The 18,812-nt window shown below is 63.5% G+C and carries 24 protein-coding genes; 11 read left to right on the top strand and 13 right to left on the bottom strand.

Annotated elements, in window-relative coordinates; genetic code table 11:
- Positions 1 to 4: 4 nt before the first annotated feature.
- Both G8O24_RS38005 and G8O24_RS38000 read left to right on the top strand, forming a co-directional pair.
- Positions 5 to 397: a hypothetical protein gene (locus G8O24_RS38005; RefSeq protein WP_188107634.1), complete on the top strand. Its 393-nt coding sequence runs from the start codon at positions 5 to 7 to the stop codon at positions 395 to 397.
- Positions 394 to 1,689 carry a hypothetical protein gene (locus G8O24_RS38000; protein ID WP_188107633.1) on the top strand — a complete coding sequence of 432 codons (1,296 nt, stop codon included), beginning with the start codon at positions 394 to 396 and terminating at the stop codon, positions 1,687 to 1,689. The genes G8O24_RS38005 and G8O24_RS38000 overlap by 4 nt, the downstream gene beginning before the upstream one ends.
- A gap of 205 nt (positions 1,690 to 1,894) precedes the next feature.
- On the opposite strand, the gene G8O24_RS37995 is transcribed toward G8O24_RS38000, so the two are convergent.
- The 3 genes from G8O24_RS37995 to G8O24_RS37985 are packed head-to-tail and all read right to left on the bottom strand — an operon-like array spanning position 1,895 to position 3,297.
- The gene (locus G8O24_RS37995) at positions 1,895 to 2,356 is read right to left on the bottom strand and encodes a hypothetical protein (protein ID WP_188107632.1); all 462 of its coding nucleotides are present in this window, start codon (positions 2,354 to 2,356) and stop codon (positions 1,895 to 1,897) included.
- Between the two features lie 15 nt (positions 2,357 to 2,371).
- Entirely contained in the window at positions 2,372 to 3,049 is a 678-nt protein-coding gene (locus G8O24_RS37990; protein WP_188107631.1) for a methyltransferase family protein, read from the bottom strand.
- Entirely contained in the window at positions 3,049 to 3,297 is a 249-nt protein-coding gene (locus tag G8O24_RS37985) for a DUF2933 domain-containing protein (protein ID WP_188107630.1), read from the bottom strand. The genes G8O24_RS37990 and G8O24_RS37985 overlap by 1 nt, the downstream gene beginning before the upstream one ends.
- Between G8O24_RS37985 and G8O24_RS37980 the strand changes: the two genes are divergently transcribed.
- The gene (locus G8O24_RS37980) at positions 3,286 to 3,537 is read left to right on the top strand and encodes a hypothetical protein (protein WP_188107629.1); all 252 of its coding nucleotides are present in this window, start codon (positions 3,286 to 3,288) and stop codon (positions 3,535 to 3,537) included. The two genes, G8O24_RS37985 and G8O24_RS37980, sit on opposite strands and share 12 nt — an antisense overlap.
- A 138-nt stretch (positions 3,538 to 3,675) precedes the next feature.
- Here the strand turns inward: G8O24_RS37980 and G8O24_RS37975 are convergent, their stop codons facing one another.
- The 5 genes from G8O24_RS37975 to G8O24_RS37955 form a co-directional block, all read right to left on the bottom strand.
- A complete protein-coding gene (locus G8O24_RS37975; protein WP_188107628.1) occupies positions 3,676 to 3,948 on the bottom strand; it encodes a DUF3551 domain-containing protein in 273 nt (90 codons plus the stop codon).
- Between the two features lie 148 nt (positions 3,949 to 4,096).
- The gene (locus G8O24_RS37970; RefSeq protein ID WP_188107627.1) at positions 4,097 to 7,240 is read right to left on the bottom strand and encodes an efflux RND transporter permease subunit; all 3,144 of its coding nucleotides are present in this window, start codon (positions 7,238 to 7,240) and stop codon (positions 4,097 to 4,099) included.
- Positions 7,237 to 8,313: an efflux RND transporter periplasmic adaptor subunit gene (locus tag G8O24_RS37965; RefSeq protein WP_188107626.1), complete on the bottom strand. Its 1,077-nt coding sequence runs from the start codon at positions 8,311 to 8,313 to the stop codon at positions 7,237 to 7,239. Before G8O24_RS37965 ends, G8O24_RS37970 begins: the two co-directional genes overlap by 4 nt.
- Positions 8,310 to 9,425 carry an efflux RND transporter periplasmic adaptor subunit gene (locus G8O24_RS37960; protein WP_188107625.1) on the bottom strand — a complete coding sequence of 372 codons (1,116 nt, stop codon included), beginning with the start codon at positions 9,423 to 9,425 and terminating at the stop codon, positions 8,310 to 8,312. The genes G8O24_RS37965 and G8O24_RS37960 overlap by 4 nt, the downstream gene beginning before the upstream one ends.
- A complete protein-coding gene (locus G8O24_RS37955; protein ID WP_188107624.1) occupies positions 9,422 to 10,159 on the bottom strand; it encodes an ATP-binding protein in 738 nt (245 codons plus the stop codon). The genes G8O24_RS37960 and G8O24_RS37955 overlap by 4 nt, the downstream gene beginning before the upstream one ends.
- 237 nt (positions 10,160 to 10,396) lie before the next feature.
- Between G8O24_RS37955 and G8O24_RS37950 the strand changes: the two genes are divergently transcribed.
- Positions 10,397 to 11,047 carry a TetR/AcrR family transcriptional regulator gene (locus G8O24_RS37950; RefSeq protein ID WP_188107623.1) on the top strand — a complete coding sequence of 217 codons (651 nt, stop codon included), beginning with the start codon at positions 10,397 to 10,399 and terminating at the stop codon, positions 11,045 to 11,047.
- A 120-nt stretch (positions 11,048 to 11,167) separates the two neighbouring features.
- On the opposite strand, the gene G8O24_RS37945 is transcribed toward G8O24_RS37950, so the two are convergent.
- Positions 11,168 to 11,605, bottom strand: a complete 438-nt coding sequence (locus G8O24_RS37945) for a hypothetical protein (RefSeq protein ID WP_188107622.1) — start codon at positions 11,603 to 11,605, stop codon at positions 11,168 to 11,170.
- A 483-nt stretch (positions 11,606 to 12,088) separates the two neighbouring features.
- Here G8O24_RS37945 and G8O24_RS37940 point away from each other — a divergent pair, with 483 nt between their 5' ends.
- Genes G8O24_RS37940 through G8O24_RS37920 form a run of 5 tightly spaced genes read left to right on the top strand, consistent with a single transcriptional unit; the run spans position 12,089 to position 13,647 of the window.
- A complete protein-coding gene (locus G8O24_RS37940; RefSeq protein ID WP_188107621.1) occupies positions 12,089 to 12,289 on the top strand; it encodes a hypothetical protein in 201 nt (66 codons plus the stop codon).
- Positions 12,286 to 12,441 (top strand): hypothetical protein, encoded by a 156-nt coding sequence (locus G8O24_RS37935; protein WP_188107620.1) that lies wholly within the window; start codon positions 12,286 to 12,288, stop codon positions 12,439 to 12,441. The genes G8O24_RS37940 and G8O24_RS37935 overlap by 4 nt, the downstream gene beginning before the upstream one ends.
- A 22-nt stretch (positions 12,442 to 12,463) precedes the next feature.
- Complete coding sequence (locus G8O24_RS37930; RefSeq protein ID WP_244646273.1) at positions 12,464 to 12,682, top strand: hypothetical protein; 219 nt, start codon at positions 12,464 to 12,466, stop codon at positions 12,680 to 12,682.
- 40 nt (positions 12,683 to 12,722) lie between these two features.
- A complete protein-coding gene (locus G8O24_RS37925; protein WP_188107619.1) occupies positions 12,723 to 13,043 on the top strand; it encodes a hypothetical protein in 321 nt (106 codons plus the stop codon).
- Between the two features lie 4 nt (positions 13,044 to 13,047).
- Positions 13,048 to 13,647: a PepSY domain-containing protein gene (locus G8O24_RS37920; protein ID WP_188107618.1), complete on the top strand. Its 600-nt coding sequence runs from the start codon at positions 13,048 to 13,050 to the stop codon at positions 13,645 to 13,647.
- 397 nt (positions 13,648 to 14,044) lie between these two features.
- On the opposite strand, the gene G8O24_RS37915 is transcribed toward G8O24_RS37920, so the two are convergent.
- Positions 14,045 to 15,154, bottom strand: coding sequence for a helix-turn-helix transcriptional regulator (locus G8O24_RS37915; RefSeq protein WP_188107617.1), 1,110 nt, complete (start codon positions 15,152 to 15,154; stop codon positions 14,045 to 14,047).
- 212 nt (positions 15,155 to 15,366) lie between these two features.
- Positions 15,367 to 16,056, bottom strand: a complete 690-nt coding sequence (locus G8O24_RS37910) for an aspartate/glutamate racemase family protein (RefSeq protein WP_188107616.1) — start codon at positions 16,054 to 16,056, stop codon at positions 15,367 to 15,369.
- Between the two features lie 366 nt (positions 16,057 to 16,422).
- Between G8O24_RS37910 and G8O24_RS37905 the strand changes: the two genes are divergently transcribed.
- Positions 16,423 to 16,632: a hypothetical protein gene (locus G8O24_RS37905; protein WP_188107615.1), complete on the top strand. Its 210-nt coding sequence runs from the start codon at positions 16,423 to 16,425 to the stop codon at positions 16,630 to 16,632.
- 124 nt (positions 16,633 to 16,756) lie between these two features.
- Positions 16,757 to 17,002, top strand: coding sequence for a hypothetical protein (locus G8O24_RS37900; RefSeq protein ID WP_188107614.1), 246 nt, complete (start codon positions 16,757 to 16,759; stop codon positions 17,000 to 17,002).
- Positions 17,003 to 17,053: 51 nt separating this feature from the next.
- Here the strand turns inward: G8O24_RS37900 and G8O24_RS37895 are convergent, their stop codons facing one another.
- Together G8O24_RS37895 and G8O24_RS37890 are read right to left on the bottom strand one after the other, a co-directional pair.
- Entirely contained in the window at positions 17,054 to 17,470 is a 417-nt protein-coding gene (locus tag G8O24_RS37895; RefSeq protein WP_188107613.1) for an SRPBCC family protein, read from the bottom strand.
- Between the two features lie 157 nt (positions 17,471 to 17,627).
- Entirely contained in the window at positions 17,628 to 18,590 is a 963-nt protein-coding gene (locus G8O24_RS37890) for a tetratricopeptide repeat protein (protein ID WP_188107612.1), read from the bottom strand.
- Between the last annotated feature and the right edge of the window lie 222 nt (positions 18,591 to 18,812).

Here is an 18,812-nt window from a genome sequence, read left to right as displayed (position 1 = left end):
GTCGATGAAACGGCCGAAGTCACGAGAGATCAAATTCCCGCAAAAGCGTCGTGTACTACGGAAAAACGTGCCAAAGCAGGAGTTGGACGCTGCGGCGCAAGCCGCCATCTACGCCCCGAGTAACTATCATTGTAAAATCAATGGAAAGCTCGCCAGGCGGGTCAAGCCGGCTACTCCTTGTCCGCGCGATTTTACTCTTCAAGAAGCCGGAGATGCTATGCGGGAGGCCATCAAGGCCGGGAGGGTCTCCAAGCAATGGATCGATGGCTTTCCAAGGCATGTATGGCATAAGGAAGGGGACGTCTGGTACGAGGCCTGCACAAACGCTGGAACGGCCGGCACCTACCATGCTTATCCCATTGATGTTAATGGCCTTCCGGCAGGACTAAAGGGATGACCGAGTTCTCAATTTCGGCTGAATGGATCCCCCAAGAGGGCCGAAACGAAGCGGACGCGACCCTGAGCAGTCTCCTGATCGAAGTTGCGGATCAGGCTGTGACGGAGTTCGTCGACCGTAAGGGTCTTGCTTCCAAAGTAATTCAGATCCCCGCTTACTATCTCGCGGAATGGATCGCCGAGAACTGGTGGGCATTGCTTTGGGAGCCGAGAAAGAATGAAGAGGAAGGGGATGACAATGCATTTCTTGCTCGCCATTCTTTTCTCACCGCACAGCACGGATTTGCTCTTCCGAAAGTTAGCATCGTGCCTCTCGGCAAATCGGTCGAGATCACAGCTTCCTCGCGCACCGTAGAACTTGCGAACGTTCGCTTCCTGAATCGAGCGCAGGTAGTTTGCGCGCGCGAGCGTTTGGAAGAAGAACTAAAGAAGTTCGTTCAGAGTGTTGTGGCGCGGTTGAACGAAGGTCGGATCAGCGACACTTGGCTGCACGACACCTGGGCTTTGATCTCCGAGACCGATGCAGATGAAGCGCAATTTTGTAGGTTTGCAGGAGCGCTTGGCCTCTCGCCCTACGACATTGACGAGAGCGTCGCCGCAATCATTGAACGCCTACAGCCGCTGCTGGGCGACCGGTCTTTGATGGATTTGTGTCTCGCTTCTTCGGCGGAACAGTTCCCGGCCGTCGCCGGCGTCGCCGAGCAGGCACTCGAGATTGTCCGAGATGCGCCACCGTCCACTTTGTCCCCGATCGAATCGATCGGTCCACCTAGGGAAATCCTTTCCTTGCCGGCGCATCGACGAGGTACTCAGGCAGCGCACATACTGAGGAAGAGACTTGGAATTAGCGACACCGACGTGCGGGGCGCCACACGTATTTTCGACATGCTAAAGATCGACACAGCCCGACAGAGTTCATCTTCAAGCGCGGCTTCTGACGAAGCCGCGGTTACAGGCGCTGTGGTCCGCGACAACGACGTGATGCGCGTTGGCTTGCTGCAACAAAAGGAGACGAAGCGACGATTCTCAGGTGCACGCGCAATCTTTTCAGCTTGGACCGCGGAAGATCTAACTGAAAGCCGCCTGCTAACCTCAGCTGTTACGCGCGATCAACAAGCAAATAGAGCTTTTGCAGCCGAGCTAACAGCTCCGAAAGCCCTGCTCCAATCACGCGCCAAGAGCGGAAGCCTCTCGCAGTCCGCAGTTTTCGATCTCGCCGCTGAGCTACAGGTCAGTGCGGACGTCGTGGCCAAACAAGCGCACAATAACAACATTCGTGTCGCGCGCATCTAGAGGCCATACCCCCCTATGTTTTCAACGCGACCGTAGGATGGGTTGAGCTCTCGCGAAACCCATCGCTCTGACAAGCGAACGCCGCATCCAGACCTTTACCCGGATCAAGTTTGATGGGTTTCGCAAGAACTCAACCCATCCTACGAGCTACGAGCTTTCGAAAAGCAATTGTCGGCCGAAATCGCCGCTCCGGTATTGACGCAGGTCAGGGCCTCGGGCGCTGCTCTGGAACAACGGCGGATTCACGGACGAACGACGCGATGCTCGCCGCCCAGACGAGCGCCATGGCGAGCAGCACCCACTTGAAATCGGAATGGATCATGAAGTTGACCGCGGACATCAACCCGATCGAGAGCCCGCCGGCAATTCCGGCGCCGGCCGCAGCGGCTGACCGATGCTCGCGGAAGGATGTCCACGCCAACGTGAGCGCGAGCACTCCGGTCGCCGTCACGTAACCGCCCATCACCCGAAATACGTTGATGAGCCACAGTGTCAGCCTCGGCCCAATCGAACGCAGTTCGGCCGGGGTCAGATTCATGTAGCGGATGTCTTCAGGCAGCAACGCGGGCCGCAGGAAAATGAAGTAGATGCCGACGCCGACCAACAGGACACCGGAGGCCGCGAGGAGCATCGATGATAGACGCCAGCGGCCCAACATCCTGCGCATCGTTGCCACCCCGGATCAACCGTGGTGAAGGCTGCTGCCCGAGGAGCCCAGACCGAGAAGCCGACTCAGGCGCGGTATGAAGCCCGGGACTTCCGCAGCGTACGTCGTATAGGCCTCGCCGAACTCCGACCTGGCGTCCAGTTCCTCGCTTCTCGCGAGCTTCACATACATGATGGTCAGCACCGGAAACATCGCCAGCGTGAGGATCGTCGGCCATTGCAGCAGGAAGCCGAACATCACCAGCACGAAACCGACATATTGCGGATGCCGGACGTAGCTGTAGGGGCCGGTGGTGGCCAGCTTGCGGGTCTGCTGTGCCTCGTACAACACGGTCCAGGCGACCGAGATCAGGATGAAGCCGGCCGCGATGAAGACGTAGCTGAGAACGTGAAACGGTCCGGCGTGCGGATTGGTCTTCCAGCCGAACATCATCTCGAGCAGGTGGCCGGCGTCGTGGGAGAACCAGTCGACGTTCGGATAGTGCGACTGCAGCCAGCCCGAAAGAAAGTAGATGGTGAGCGGAAAGCCGTACATCTCCACGAACAACGCCACCAGAAACGCGCTGAAGGCACCAAAGGAGCGCCAGTCGCGCGAGGTCTGCGGCTTGAAGAAGCTGTAGGCGAACAGGATGAAGACTGCCGAATTGACGATGACGAGGCTCCAGAGGCCGTAGGCGGGCACGGCGTCATGCATCACAGGCTCCTCGACTCGTTTTGCCGATCGCCGCCGTGATGATGGCCATGTCCGCCGTGCATGAAGAAGTGCATCAGCGGACAGGCGAGGAGCGGAAGCCAGACCAGCAGACCCAGCACGTGAGCCCGGTGCTCGGTGAACAGGAGAACGCCGGCGATGATCAGGAAACCGATCAGGACCAAGCCGGCCTTGGCCCTTGTCGACATCCCTTCGGCGGAACGCTCGGGATAGGCGGATTGATCCTGCATTGGCACGCTCCGGTTTTGATGGAGCGTAGGGGCGTAGTCGACCTCGTCGTTGACCCAGATCAACGGCGGGCGGAGCGGCGGCTTCGCAAGTTCGACGGCGCAATGGAAATGCACATCGTCAGCTTCGTATCGGAAGCGGACTTCCAGAACTATCGGAACGACCCGCGGCGATCGGCTCAAGCCTGGTTGCTTGAAAGATCGTCTGCGACGCTGGAATTGATCCGAGTGGCCGACGTCTGACAGGCCTCGCGGCAACCGTACCGAATACCGCAACCATCCGATCGCGATCCGGGACGCCTCACAACGCGGCCCGCCATCACGATCTGCGGAGTGGACGACCGAACGCCGGCCGACATTGCCGGCCTGCTTGTTGGCAAATCAACGAAGCCGCATCTCATTCTTGCGGGCATGCATCTTCGGGCCATGGGCCAGGGATGCGTTCGCCTCGCTGGCGGGGTTGCGAGAGCAGCTTCCGCCACGGCCGGCGATGGCCGCCAAGCAACGGTCGATCGTCTCGAATGCGCATCTGCGCATGCCAGAGTCGTAGTCGAGTTGGCAGAACAAATATCCCTTTGCCGCGGCCGGCGTCTCCGGAGCCGTTGCGGCAGCCAATGCCGCAACAACCGCGGCAACAGCGAAAATCCTATGCATGCTTGTTTCCGTGATCTGTTGATGCCGAGAGCCACAAGGCTCTGCGAGACTGCTCCGTTACGCCATGGACGGGGCGAACGAACTCGCCGCGAACGTCACGGCGACGGCAAGGGTTGAACGGGTCTTCGGGAGCATCATCGTCTCCATTCTAGATCTGGGGTTCGAGCACAGGCTCGACGGCGTGTTGGCCCCGTTCGGGTGCCGCTTCGTGCGCAGCGGATTCAAGCTGATGGGAAGGGGATTCATCCGCATGCCCCGGATGAATCCTGAACCACGCGACATACAGCGCCGGCAGGAACAGCAGCGTCAGCAGCGTACCGACGATGATGCCGCCCATCATGGCATAGGCCATGGGGCCCCAGAAAATCTCGCGCGCGATTGGAATGAGCGCGAGACTGGCCGCGGCGGCCGTGAGCAGGATCGGCCGCATGCGGTGCTCGGTTGCTTCCACCACCGCATCCCAGGCGGGCCTGCCGTCCTTCTTCAGATCCTCGATCTGCACGATCAGGATCACGGAGTTGCGGACCAGGATGCCGATGAGGGCGAGCACGCCGAGGATTGCGACGAAGCCCAGTGGCGCGCCGCTCGGCAGCATGGCCATGACGACGCCGATCAATGCGAGCGGCGCGACCGCGAACACCAGGAACAGGCGCGAGAAGCTCTGCAGCTGCACCATCAGCACGGTGGCCATGACGAACAGCATCAAGGGCACGACAGCAACGATCGGCCCCTGGCTCTTGGCGCTCTCCTCCACCGAGCCACCGACCTTGACCGTGTAGCCCGCGGGCAGGTGCTTCTCGAACTCAGCGACCTTCGGCGCGAGCTGGTCGACGACCGTCTTCGGTTGAACATTGCCGACGACATCGGCCTTCAGGGTGACGGTCGGAATCCGCGCGCGGCGCCAGATCGTGGGTTGCTCCAGCTCGTAGCGCAGACTGGCGACCGCCCCGAGCGGCACCGATTGGCCGCCGAGCCCGGTCAACTGCAGGTCGCGCAGCGTGTCGATCGAGGCGCGCTCCGCCGCGGTCGCGCGTCCCGTGACATTGACGCGATAGATGCTGTCGCGCACCTGCGTGATCGCCGATCCCTGGAGCACGGAGTTCAGGGTGGTGGCGATGTCTTCCGAGGTCACGCCGAGTTGGCGCGCCTTGTCCTGGAGCACGTCGACCTTGACGACACGCGCGGGCTCCATCCAGTCGAACACCACGTTGCCGAGATCGGGACTGCCGCGGATGACGCCGGCAAGCTTCTGCGAGAGGTCGCGGACCTCGGCGATGTCAGGGCCGCTCAGGCGGTATTGCACCGGACGTCCGACGGGCGGACCGACCTCGAGCAGCTTGACGTAGGTGTCGGTGCCCGGGAACGTCTTCCTCAAATAGTCCTCGAACTGCGACTTGAGCCTGTCGCGCGCGGCGATGCCGCCTTTGGTTACGATCACCTGCTGACCAAACCAGCTGTTGGCTGTCTGCAGGTCGAACGAGAGCACGAAGCGCGGCGCGCCGGTGCCGACATAGGTGGACCAGTGCTCGACCGAATCGTTGCCCTGCAACTGCTCGCGCTCGAAGCGCGCCATCTGCGTGTTGGTCTCGGCGATCGAGGCATTCTGCGGCAGGTTCCAGTCGATCACCAATTCGGCGCGGTCCGACGACGGGAAGAACTGCTGCTGCACGAACTGCAAGCCGAACAAAGCGAGCAGGAAGGCGCCGGCCGTGACAGTGACGGTGCTCCAGCGATGATGCATGCAGAACAGGAGGAGGCGCGCGAACATCTGCGCGACGCGGCCCTTCCGATCGTGATGTCCCTTCATCCTCGCCGGCAGAATGGTGACGCCGAGCAGCGGCGTGAACAGGACGGCGACGATCCAGGAGACGATCAACGACACCCCGATCACCACGAACAGCGTGAAGGTGAACTCGCCCGCGTTGCTGCTGTTGAGCCCGATCGGGATGAAGCCGGCAACCGTGACCAGCGTTCCCGTCAGCATCGGAAACGCCGTCGAGGTATAGACGTGGGTCGCCGCCTTCTCCAGGGGATCGCCGATCTCGAGCCGCGCCACCATCATCTCGACCGCGATCATGGCATCGTCGACCAACAGGCCGAGCGCGATGATCAGGGCCCCCAGCGAAATGCGCTGCAACGAGATGCCGCAATAGGCCATCACGACGAAGGTGATCGCGAGCACGAGCGGGATGGCGATGGCAACCACGAGTCCGGCCCGCAGGCCCAGGCTCAAAAAGCTGATGCCGAGCACGATGATCACGGCCTCGAACAGCGCTTCGGTGAAGCCCGAAACGGCATGTTCGACCACGACCGGCTGATCGGCCACGAGGTGCACGCCGACACCGATCGGCAAGTCGGCGATGATCTTGCTCATCTCCGTCTTCAGCGCCTCGCCGAACTGGAGCAGGTTTGCGCCCGATTTCATGCCGATCGCGAGCGCAATGGCGGGCTGGCCGTTGTACCTGAAGAGTGTTGACGGCGGATCGGCATAACCGCGCGTGACGGTCGCAACGTCGGTCAGCGGGAAGAAGCGGTCGTTGATGCGCAGATTGACCGCCTTCAGGCTCGCTTCCGAGGTGAACTGCCCGTTGACGCGGACGCTGATCCGCTCCGGCCCCTCCTGAAACACGCCTGAGGGCGCCACCGCGTTCTGGCCCTGCAGCGAGTTCATGATGGCGTGGACGTCGAGGCCGAGCGCCGCGATCTTGCGGGTGGAGAATTCGAGATAGATCACCTCGTCCTGCGCGCCGAGAATGTCGACCTTGCCGACGTCGGGCACCGTCAGCACCTTGGCCCTGATGTCCTCGACCTGATCGCGGAGCTGCCGCTGGCTGAGGCCATCGCTGGTAAAGGCATAGACGTTGCCGAAGACGTCGCCAAAGCGGTCATTGAAGCCGGGGCCGATCACGCCTTGCGGGAAATCGCCCCTGATGTCCGCGATCATGTTGCGGACGCGCACCCAGGTCGGCTTGACGTCGGCCGCCTTGGTCGAATCGCGCAAATAGACGAAGACGGTGGTCTGGCCGGCGACCGTCACGCTCTTGGTGTAGTCGAGCGATTCCAGCTCCTCCAGCTTCTTCTCGATCCGGTCAGTGACCTGACGCGTCATCTCCTCGGGCGAGGCGCCCGGCCATTGCGCCTGGATCACCATGGTCTTGATCGTGAAGTCGGGATCTTCCTGTCGCCCCAACTGGAGATAGGCAAACAGGCCGGCCGCCATGAAGGCGATCATGAAATACCAGACGAGCGAGCGATGGCCGAGCGCCCAATCGGAAAGGTTGAACGACTTCATGGCTCTTGATCCTGTGCGATGCGGACGTGCTGTCCCGGCTTGAGGCTGTGAACTCCGGCGGTGACGACACGGGCGCCTGCGGCAAGCCCGCTGATGACGCGGAAGCCGGCCGGTTCGGCGACACCGTCGATTCTGTTCAAGGAGACGGTGCCGGTGGCTTGATCGACCACCCAGACGAAATCGGCGCCGTCCTTGGCGAGCACCGCGGATGGGGGCAGGCGCATGAAATTGCCGTGATCCTGGCCGAGCTTGGCCGTGACGGTTGCGCCAAGCCGGAAGCTTTCGGGCGGGTTGTCGAGCGCAATCCTGATACGTCGCAGCCGCGTCACTGCGTCCGCTTGCGGTGCGATCTCGCGAACCCTGCCCTCGACCTGGACGGCGGGAAGCAGCTGCAGGCTGACGGTGAAGGCGAGACCGACTTCGAGCGGCACGGGAAAGTCTTCCCCGATATCGACGACCGCCTCGCGAATGTCCGGCCGCGCGACCGTCAGCACGGTCTGCCCGGGCGAGACGACCTGGCCGACTTCTGCGCCGACGGCGGTGACGACGCCGCCGAAGTCGGCCTTGATCTGGGCATAGCCGAGCTGCTCGATCGCCTTGGTCAGATTCGCCTGCTCCTGCGCAACGCTTGCTTCGGCGCCGGCGCGGGCCTGCTCGGCATTGTCCAACGTCTGCCTGGTGGTCGCGTCGCTGCTGATCAGCGTCCGTTGCCGCCCCTCCGTCGCCTTGGCCGTCGCAAGCTGCGCCTCGGCCTTCGCCAATTGCGCTCTTGTCGCGCGAACGGCGAGATCGAGTGCGGTGGGATCAATCGTGCCGATGATCTGTCCTTCGCCGATGACGTCGCCAACATAGACCGGACGCGAGGTCAGCCGTCCGAGCACGCGAAAGCCAAGGTTGGTCTTGTAACGTGGCTCGACCACGCCGACGGCAATCGTGCCGTCACCGCTGTTCGGCTCGGCCACCATTGAGAGCACGGGACGCACGGGCTCCGGCGCGTTCGTCTCCTGCTGACAAGCGGTGAGCAACGAAACCGCCGCGAGCGTGCCGGCGATCACCATGACCTGTCGCTTCATGACCGACCTCCCTCCTCGGCGACCGGCTGGCCGACGCTCAGCAGCTTGCCGCCATCAATGACGACGCGCTCGCCGGGCTCGAGCCCTGCCTTGATCAGCACCTGTCCGGCCTCGTATGCGCCGACCGTGACCGGCTTCAGCGACGCCGTCTGCGTGTTCGGATCGACCGTCCAGACGGCGGGCTTCCTGCCTGCGGCCATCAGCGCGCTCCATGGCAAAGCGATCTCCTTCTGAGCTTTCGCCTTGACCGTTCCGGCGACGGCGCTGCCCAGCGTCATCTCAGTCGACGGGTTCTCGATGGACACCTTGACGCGGATCGTGGAGCTCTTCGCGTCGATGACAGGTGAAATCTCCCTCACCTCGCCCGTCGCAGTCACGCTCGTGTCGGAGACCAGCGCCAGCGTCACGCGGCGGCTGTCAGTCTGGCCAAGGAAGACGGATTCGTAGACCTCGAACACGGCATCCCGCTCCCCGTCCTGGGCAAGCGAGAACACGGGCTGGGCAGCCGGAACGACCTGGCCGACCTCGATGTTTCGTGCGGTCACGATGCCGTCCGCTTCAGCCCGCAACACGGTATAGCTAAGCGCATCGCGCGAGGTGCCCAGCTGCGCCTTGGCCGCCTCCAGCACACCTTCCGCGGTTCGCAGGCCCTCCTGGGCCTGATCGTAGACGGTGCGGGTGGTGAAGCCGCTCGCAATCAGCGCTTTCTGCCGCTCGAACGTCGCTTTCGCGACGCGCAGCTGGGCTTCCGCGGAAGCCAATGCCGCGGTCGCCGCATCGACATCGGCCTGTTGCTCGGCGGCATCGAGCCGGGCGAGGACGTCGCCTTTGTTGACGTGAGCGCCGACCTCGACATTGCGAGCAACCACACGTCCGCCGACACGGAACGAAAGATCGGCACGGAAGCGCGCCTGAATCTCGCCCGTCAACGTGATGGAGGCTTGCCGGTCGCGCGGCTGCACGACCGTGGTCCGGACCAGCGTTGTCCGCATGGCCGTCGGCGCCGCGTGGTCGTTGCAACCGCTCAGCGCGGTGCCGACGAGCGCGGTCGCTGCGACGAGAAACCTGGCCGCACGCGGAGCCTTGATCGGATGGGAGGATCGGTTGCTCATGGCGCGTCCGTCGGATGAGAGGACGAGAGCAGCTTGCCGAGCGCATCTGCGGATCGGCGGCAAACGAGCGGTGCGACGGCTCTGGTGCTGCGCCGCGTCCTCATTTGGCGCGTTGCGATCGACCAGTTTGCGTCCCGCTCGCGCTCGGTGAGCGGGAAGGAGACCACGACCGAGGTGAATTCAGCGCCAAAACCCTGTTCGATCCGGCCGCCGAGCGCTCTGGCGATATCCCGCGCGATCCGCAATTTGCGGTCCGAGATATCCCGCGCGGGACGCGAGCCGTTGTCGTGGATCACGCAGTTCACCAGCGCGCCCGTGCGCGTCAGCTTGATCCTGATCTGCCCGGCTCGCGCGTCGAAGCAGCCGTGCCGTGCCGCGTGCGTCACGAGCTCATGAACGATCAGCGCCAGATGCCAGCAACGCTCCGGCTGGAGCGCGAGGGACTGCGTCGCGAACGCCAGCTGAATCTCCATCCGATCGAGCAGCGCCCGGCGCATGCCGCAGCCCAGCTTGCGAATGTAGGTCGCGGCGTGGATCAGCGTGTCGCCCGCGGGCATGGCCAGGGTACGATGCACATCGGCATAGCTGTGCAGCAGCTCGACGACATCGCTGAGCGCGCATTTGGCCTCCGCCCCTTCGACGCGGATAGCGGCGGCGGAGACCAGGTCGATGGCGAAGGCGACACCGTTGGTGACCCTGCGATTCAGTTCGCGCAGCAGCGTGCCTTCCTTCAAACCGGACGGGGCTGGGCTCAAAACAGTCACGACATTCTCCTCATTCGGATCGGACGATTGGGTCGAAGGCCCCACAGTTGCGACCCCGACGATTCCGGGGGCGCTCGCCGGGTCGGCAACGCATCGATCGGCTCCAATAATAAACTATACCGTATATTTTCTTTTTCTTGCCTTTCTTGGCCGGCCGTGTCAAGTGGCAAAGAATGGCGCACAGACTCGTGATTTCGGAGACCAAGAATGAAAAAGACGAAGCGAGGCAGACCACCCAAGGATCTGGCCGGCGATGCGCAGGCGCGCATTCTCGATGCGGCCCAGCAGCTGTTTCTCGACAAGGGCTATCACAGCGCCAGCATCGACGACATTTCCGAGCTCGCTCCCGCGAGCAAGCCGACGATCTACGCGCACTTCCCCGGCAAGGAAGCGCTCTTCGCGGCGGTGGTGGCCCGCACCATAGACGGATTGACTGACTTCGAGGGGTTCTCGCCCGAGGGCCGCACCATCGAGGACAAGCTGATGAGCCTCGGGATGACCATCGTCGAAAGGGTGGTCGAGGAATCGACCGGCATGGTGAGAGCGACCATCGCGGAATCGCAACGGTTTCCCGAACTCGGCCGCAACGTCCACGACGCTGCGCGCGATCGCTCTCTGGCTGCGGTGTCGCAGTTGCTGGACGAAGCCACGCAAAAGCTCGCCCGCACCGCAAGGGGACCTTTCAGCGCCAAGCGAAGCCGGGCCACCGCGCAGATCTTTCTCGACCTGATTCTCTTGCCTATGCTGTTCCGGTCGCTCGTCGGCGAGACAACGAAGGACCTGAAGAAGGAGCTTCCCGGCTTCGTGCGCGAACGCGTCGCGTTCTTCCTGGCGGCCTGCGAGACGGACTGGTCGTAGGAGCATGGCCGCCTGTCCGATTTGGACTGATGGCTGGAGGCGTCAGCGTCAGCCGGCGGCCCTCAAATGTGGCTGCGATGTCATCTCGGCCGGCTGCCGCACCGTTCGCGCTTCATGTTCTCACCGCGCCGGAAGGTTCAGCAACTCGCTGCGGCAGGCTTCGCCGAAGTCGCGCAAAGGATCCATTTCCTCGATGAAGGCGGGCAGATCGACGATCGAGCGGTTTGGCGACAGATAGGTCTCGATGATCAGGCGGCCGGTCCGCTCGGCGGCTTGAACGACGTCGTTGCTGGACAGGATGCGCATGCGACCGACGAGCGTATAGAGACCGACGAGCTGCGGGATTTCCGCCCTGTCGGAGACGAGCGCGTCGGCATACAGCCGGGACGCCTCCTCGATGAAGTTCTTGTACAACCGCTCGCGCTTTTCGAACGAGCGGGCGTGATGGCGCTCTCGAAGCCTGCGGCGCCGGCTGAACCATCCGCTCAAGATGGTCGAGATCGCTCCGAAGGCGGAGCCGCCGAACGCGGCCAGCGCCGGGATATACATCGTCGTCATCGATCGTTCCTGTGCTGCGGACGCATCAAGGCGGCTTCGGCAGGTGGCGATGCCGCGACGTCGCGCCTTATCGGCTCCGCGCCGGTCCCGTGCTTGCCTGCTCGAACACTGCCTTGCACGCTTGACTCAGGTCCGATTTCCTCTGGCGCAGGCAAGCCTCGACCCCCGACGGATCGGGAATGAAGGCACTGCATAGACGGAAGGCGTCGGGCGTGCACGCGGCCCTCTGCTCCGGTGTGCCCTGATTCTCCTGCGCGGATGCTGATGGGCTGGCGAATGCAACCATGACCGCCGCGACCAGCGCCGGCGTCAATCTCGACATGTCAATTCCTCTCTCTGCGTAAGACTCGATCTCGGGCATCGACATCACGGGCGTCGACGCCCCGATCTCCGCACACGCGCTTGTGAGGCCCTCGTCTTGACTTCGGCCATGGCGCGTGATTTATATGAACTATACGGTGTATTTTATTAAGGAGACGCGGAATGTCAAGCATGCTGTTCGCCTTGATGCGCGAAAATCCGATACCGGGGCTTGCCGTCGCATCGATCAATGTCGTCGTCGCCCTGTGTCTCGTGGCGCTGAGCCTGCTGCTGGGGATCACGATCGCGATGATCGCCTGGGCGCATTCGCTCGGCGCGCGCCGGCCCGGTCCTGTCCGGCTGCAACGGAGGACGATCGCATGACGCCGGTCCTGCTGATCACCCGCGACTGCATCATCTACTGGGTCAACGTCTGGATCGCACCGGTCGAATATGTGTTCGACATGATCGAGTCCGAACTCGCACGCCGAGGCGTTGCGCCCGACCCATCCGACAATCTTACGCACGCCGCGTGAGACGATGCCCGGTGCTCCGACAATGCTGAACTTCATCGAGGTCTTCGACGTGATGAACGTGGATCCGGACAGCGGCGAAGCCGTGCCGACCGGCGTCACCGGTACGCGGGCGGCGCTGGAGCGAGACGGGTTCGCTTTTGATCCTGGTGTCGCGACCTATTGTCCGACCGAGTGGCTCGACGAGCGCGGCTATCTCGACGCCGGGCTTGCGCGCCGCCATCCGCGCCCGTGGGGCATCTGACGATGAGATACGGCGACATCACCATCGGAAGTCGCGTGCCGTGAGCCGACGATCCATCATCGCCGCCATGCGTGCGCACCAAGAAACCGAAACCGCCCTTCCCTGGCGCGGCTACTTTCTGTCGGTCGGCGGCGCGCTGCTCTGCTTGCTCTGGGCGGCGGGCTCGCTGCTGCCGGAGCCATCGCCTGGCCGCTTCACCGAAGCGGATCCCGCGCTGCCTCCGATCCGCATCCAGTCCGCCATGAAAGGGCCCGAGCGCGTGGCGATCGACACCAACCAGTCACAGCCCGCGCCCTCCGACAAGGAGATCGTCGTCGCCCATTCGGCCGCGCAGGCCATCGACCCACCTGACCGAGATTGATCCGATGCTGAAGCAACATGTCCTCGCCCTGATCGTATGGTCAGCCATGCTGGCAGCGACCGGCGCCGTCGCCGACGTCCAAAATCCCGTCGACTCGGCCAACCGAAGCGCGGCCACGCGAGGCGACGCCGAGGACGCCGCGATCCGCCGCGTGCTGACCGAATTCCGCACGATCCACATCCCGCTCAGCCGCGCGATGGCGATCGCCGAGCGTCTCCATGATGGGTCCAAGACAGCCGACATCAGCTTCGAGTCGGCCGGCTCCCCCGTCTATCGCGTCCGCACGATGCGGAAAGAACGGGTATGGGAGAATACCATCGATGCCAACACCGGCAGCGTCGCGGGAAGGGAAGTGACGTGCTCGCTGCGTGAACTGGGTCGCGAAGAGCTCGCCAACATGATCGCTCTCAAGTGGATCAAGCAGGAATTGTCGGATGCCGTGCAGGTCGCGGAGCGGGCGACGGCCGGCAACGCGCTTGCCGGCGGGCTGGTCAGACAGGATGGCAAGCCCACCTTCGTCGTCGTGGTCGCCGCCGGCGATGATTTGAAGGAAGTGATGCTCGAGCCGCCCAAGGTCGCAAAGCAAGGCCCGATCCATCGCTAGCTGACGCGACCGACAGGCGGCGATGCCGGGGCTTGCTATGCGGCGTCGATCAGCGTCTCGGCTATGCCGACAGTCGCGAGCGATAGGGGGCGGTCAGCAGCAGCAGGAAGAGGGCTCTTTCGGCCTGGTATCTTGCGGCCGGCCGGCTTCGTTCCCGCCCCTGCATCAGCACCACGCCATGGCTGGAGCAGACGCTCCAAGCCCATGCGCTCCGCTTGCGCGGCGCCAAGCTCACTTCGAAAGTCGGAAACTCCGGCCCCACCATCCCTGCGGCTTCTCGTCAGACCCTTCAAAGGGAGTTGACCCGGAGGGCGGACACGTGTCTTCACCCATTTGGGTGAAGACACGCCGGCGCATCGCCAGGGTTAACCCGATCCGGGTCGGATTCGTTCCGGCATCAATCGTTGAGCGGTAATCTGGGGATCGCGCCGAACAGCGCGGCCGCGCTCTTCTGGTTTCGCGTTCCCGTCTTGGCCAGGACGGCCTTGATCTGCGTGCGGATCGTTTCGCGGCTCAAGCCGTGATGCGCCGCGATGTCGCCGATCGTCTGCCCCTGCGCGATCCCACGCGCAACGCGCGCCTCGCTGGGGGTGAGATCGAACAGGCCGCGGATCAGCGCAAGGCTCGGCGCCTGGGAGGCGGTCACCGGCGTCACGATCAGGAGGCCGACCGCTCCATTGAACAGGTCGCGCGCTTCGCCCGGCATCGAAACGAGATGAAACACGACCGGATCCGCGTTGGTCCGGCGCGCCGCGAAGGAACATACGGGTGTTTCGGGCGAACCGAGCTGAGCCAGGCCGGCGCGCAGCAGCGTGTCGGCCGCGCCGTCCCTGATGGCGAATTGGTCCTTCGGCAGCCAGCGCAGGACATCCGTCATGCCTTCGATCAAGGCGTTCACCGCCATGACCCGTCCAGACCGCGCGATGGCGAGGGCCGGCAGACCGACAAGCGCCAGCGCCTCGGTCGCCGCCCGCATCCGGGTCAGGCGCCAGCGCGTCGACAGCAGGGCCGCCCGCGCGAGATGGGGACGAAAGCGGTCGAGGAAATCGAGATCCTGGCGCGAAAAGGCCGGCCGGCCTGCCAGTCTTTCCATGTGAAAGACGATGAGCTCGCCGGAGGGGCTATGAACGGCTGTCGCGCAAGCATGCTCGAAGCCCCATTTCTTATTCCACTCCACGCGATATGGATCACGCTCCCATTCTTCCAGCGAAAAGACCTCCTGTTCGCTGACGAAGCCGGGGTGGTCAAACGCCAGAAGCCTGGGTGTCGTCTCGGTGCGACTGGAGATGCCTTCACGCATGAACGCCGCGAAGGCCTCTTGGATCGACGGCGAGGTCACGACGCCATTCCAGACGCCGGCCCAGGGGTCGCTGTCCGAGGTGATCATGACCATGCCATGTGCGCCCGCGGCCTGCGCGATGGCCTCCAGCACCTCCGGCCAGAGCTCCGGAACGGTCGCAGCCTCGTGGATACGATCGATGATGTGCTCGATATCGATGCCCGTCATTGTCGCCGCGATAGACCCAATCGACCGAACCCCCGAAAGGCATGATAGCAAGCCGCTTCCAGGGAACTCAATCTTGTCGTCCCCCGCGCGAACCCGGATAGTCTCGCCGGTATCATGGCGGGGTTTCAATTGGTCGAAAGTTCTTGGGCATCCGGAGCGGCGCCGAGATCGGGGGCCGTCTTCGGATGGCGACGGTCCGACGCCACCCGACTTCACCCGATGGCAAAATCGGCCGCCGCCTCCGCGTGAATGGCCGTCGTATCGAACGTCTCGACCGATGTATCGGCAGCGCCAACCAGCATCGTGATCTCGGTGCAGCCGAGGATGATGCACTCCGCGCCGCGCCCGACCAGCGCGGCCATCACGTCCTGATAGCGGCGACGCGACGGATCGGCGACGATTCCGAGGCACAACTCGTCGTAGATGATGCGGTTGACGTCGGCGCGCTCCTCGGCGGACGGAACGAGGACGTCGAGCGCATGCGCGCGCAGCCGGTCGATGTAGAAATCCTCTACCATCGTGAACCTGGTCCCGAGCAGCCCGACCCGCCGATATCCCCGCGCCCGAATGCGCTCCGCCGTTGCATCGCCGATGTGAATGAAGGGAGTGGTCAGCTTCGGCACGATCTCGGGCGCCAGCTTGTGCATCGTGTTCGTGCACAGCACGATGGCGCGGGCGCCCGCGCGTTCGAGCCGCTGCGCCACGTCCACCAGGCTCGCCGCCGCCTCGGCCCAGCGGCCGGCATATTGCATCTCCTTGATCTGCTGGAAATCGTAGGAATACATCAACAGCGGGGCCGAATGCAGCTCGCCCAGCCGATCGCGGACGCGCTCGTTGATGAGCTTGTAATAGAGCGCGGTGCTCTCCCAGCTCATCCCTCCGATCAGGCCAATGGTTTGCATGCTCTCGCCTTTCGAAATCAGGACCGATCTGACCGTAGACGAAGTTGGTGACGCCCGCCATCGCGACGCAGAGGGAAGGCTGGCGACCCGTCATCCTGAGGTGCGAGGCATGGGACGCAACGCGTCCCATGGGGAGCCTCGAAGGATGCGCGGCCACCAGTGGGGCCGTCGCCCTTCGAGGCCTGCCCTGCTTTGCAGGGCAGGCACCTCAGGGTGACGGTGATGGATTATGCTTATCCGAATTGAAAAACGCATCCGGCTTCATCTGCGCTCTGCTCCGATTGAACCCGATCCGGCCTCGGCGACACTATTCCCCTGCAGAGAAACGACACGCTCGTCCATGGACGATACGGGAGAGCATCTGTCATGCGACAACGAAACTGGCGATTGATAGCGGTGGGCACGGTGCTGCTGGTGTTGGCCGTGCTGTTCTTCCTGTCGATGCGCGACATGACGCTGTGGTCCAACGATCCCGCCGCCCTGATGCGCACGGTCGGCGAGGTCTCCGGTGCTGTCGGCGGCATCAGCCTCGTGATGATCGTGTTCGGCCTGATCGGGCGCAAGGCGCCGGCCTGACGAGGCATCGTTCAGGCCGGTCACGACCGCATCACGCCTCCGCCAGAGGCGGAATAACGGGTCTTCGACGCCAATCTGAAGGTCAGAGCCGCGCATCCCGCGCGGATGCCATTTGGAGGCCGCGATGATCACCTCGAAGCTCTTGGCCGTGCTCGCACTCGTCTCGACGATGGGCGCCGCGTCGGCGCAATCCTTCTATCCAGCGCCGGCCGGCAAGGAAACGACCACGAAGCCCTGGACCGCCCCGGTCGGCCATCGCCAGCCCCATGCATCAGACATTCCGGCAACGGCGACGGGGTCGCAGGACGTACTCGATCGGGAAGATACCATGATCGACCGCAAGATCGGCGGCATCTGCCGGGGGTGCTGATGAGACCGGCAGACCCGGCGATCGACGTTCGCCTTTGACTCGTTGCGGTCCCTACGACGTCCGCTGCTTCGCTTCCACGTATCGCGCAAAACTGTCGAGGATGGCCTGCCAGCCGGCCTGCTGCTGCTCGACGGAATGGGTGGTTTCGCCATCGAAGGCGACGCGGACGACGACACCCTTGGCCGCGGGCGCGAAGTCGACCTCGGCCTTGCGATCGCCGAACGCATATTCGATCCGCTTGTGCTCGACGATTTTGGTGTAGGTCCCGGCGAAGTCGAAGCCCATGCTGCCGTCCTTGGCCTCCATGCGCGACGAAAACACGCCGCCCTCGCGCAGGTCGACCGTTGCCTTGGTCGTATGCCAGTCGTCCGAGGCGGCGTTCCACTTCACGATGTCGGCAGGCGTCGTATAGGCGCGCCAGACCTGGTCGATCGGGGCTGCGACGCTGATTTCGACGGTGATCCTCATGGGTATTGCTCCAGTCCGATTTCGAGGCTTCGAGGTGGCATCACGTCACGTGTGCGGGGACCATGTCCAGCCCATCCGTGACGTGTCGCCCAAAGGACGACCGAAACCGGCCCGTGCCGACATGGTAGAGCCGTCGGCAGGCAAAAAAACGCAGCGCTCAGCTCGCGCCGGTCTTGCCGCGGATGGCCTGCGATCGCTTGATGAGGCCTCGGGCATCGGCGGTGCGGCCCTGGTCTCTGTAGAACGCGGCGAGGTTGTCGAGGACATCGACGAGATCCGGATGATCAGGACCGAGCGTCTTCTCGAACGTCGCCACCGACAGCTTGTACAGCCGCTCGGCATCTTCATTGCGCCCCTGACGCGCATAGAGTGTCGCCAGATTGTTCTGCGCCTGGGCGATGTCGGGATGGTCGGGTCCGAACGCCTTCTCGGTCACCGCGATCGATCGCTTGAGCAGCCGCTCGGCATCGGCATAGCGATGCAGATTGATGTAGGCATCGGCGAGATTGCTCATCAACACCGTCGCTTCGGGATCGTCGGGGCCGTTCGCCTTCTGCAGAATCGCGAGTCCCCGCTTGAACAACGGCTCCGACCGGTCGTAGCGTCCCTGATTGCTATAGACGGCAGCAAGGTTGCTCAAGGCCATCACGATGGAAGGATCGCTCCGGCCGAGCGCCTTCTCGCGGATGGCGATCGAGCGCTTGAGCAGCGGCTCGGCGTCGGCATAACGCGCTTCGGCGCGATAGAGTTCGCCCAGATTGTTCAGAACGGTTGCGACTTCGGTGGCATCAGGACCGAGCGTCTTCTCCCGGATGGCCAGCGACCGCTTGTACAGCAGCTCGGCAACCGCGTATTGGCCGAGATTGTAGTGGATGGTGCCGAGATCGTTCAGCGGCATCGCGACCATGGCGTCTTCGGTGCCGAACTCCTTCTCGCGGAGGGCGAGGGCCTTCTGGGCCAAGGGCAGCGCTTCGGTATATTTGCCGGCCCGATAGAGCTCTTTCATCTGCTGCGTGACCGCCCCCGCCTCGTCCTCTGCCGCACGGGACGGCGCGGCCAGCGACAGGCTCAGCGCGAGCGTGGTGATCGCGACACAGATCGATGCTCTCAAGGCCTTCATTGCGCGTTCCTTCGCCGCTGATATCAGGGGCTACGCGCTTTTGGTGCTTGCGGACACCGGATCGGTTCAAACTGGCCGGCGATCAGGTGAAGAAGGCGCTCAGCCTGTCGATCACGAGTTCCGGCGCCTCTTCGGGCAAATAATGCCCGCAAGGCAGGCTTTCGCCGCGGACATCCGTCGCCTTCTCGCGCCAGGTCGCGGGCACGTCGTAGGTCGATCCGA

It is taken from the genome of Bradyrhizobium campsiandrae (assembly GCF_014529705.1).
In the GTDB taxonomy this organism is placed as follows: Bacteria; Pseudomonadota; Alphaproteobacteria; order Rhizobiales; family Xanthobacteraceae; genus Bradyrhizobium; species Bradyrhizobium campsiandrae.
Note: the sequence above shows the minus strand (reverse complement) of the source record. Positions and strands in the feature narration are given on the sequence as shown.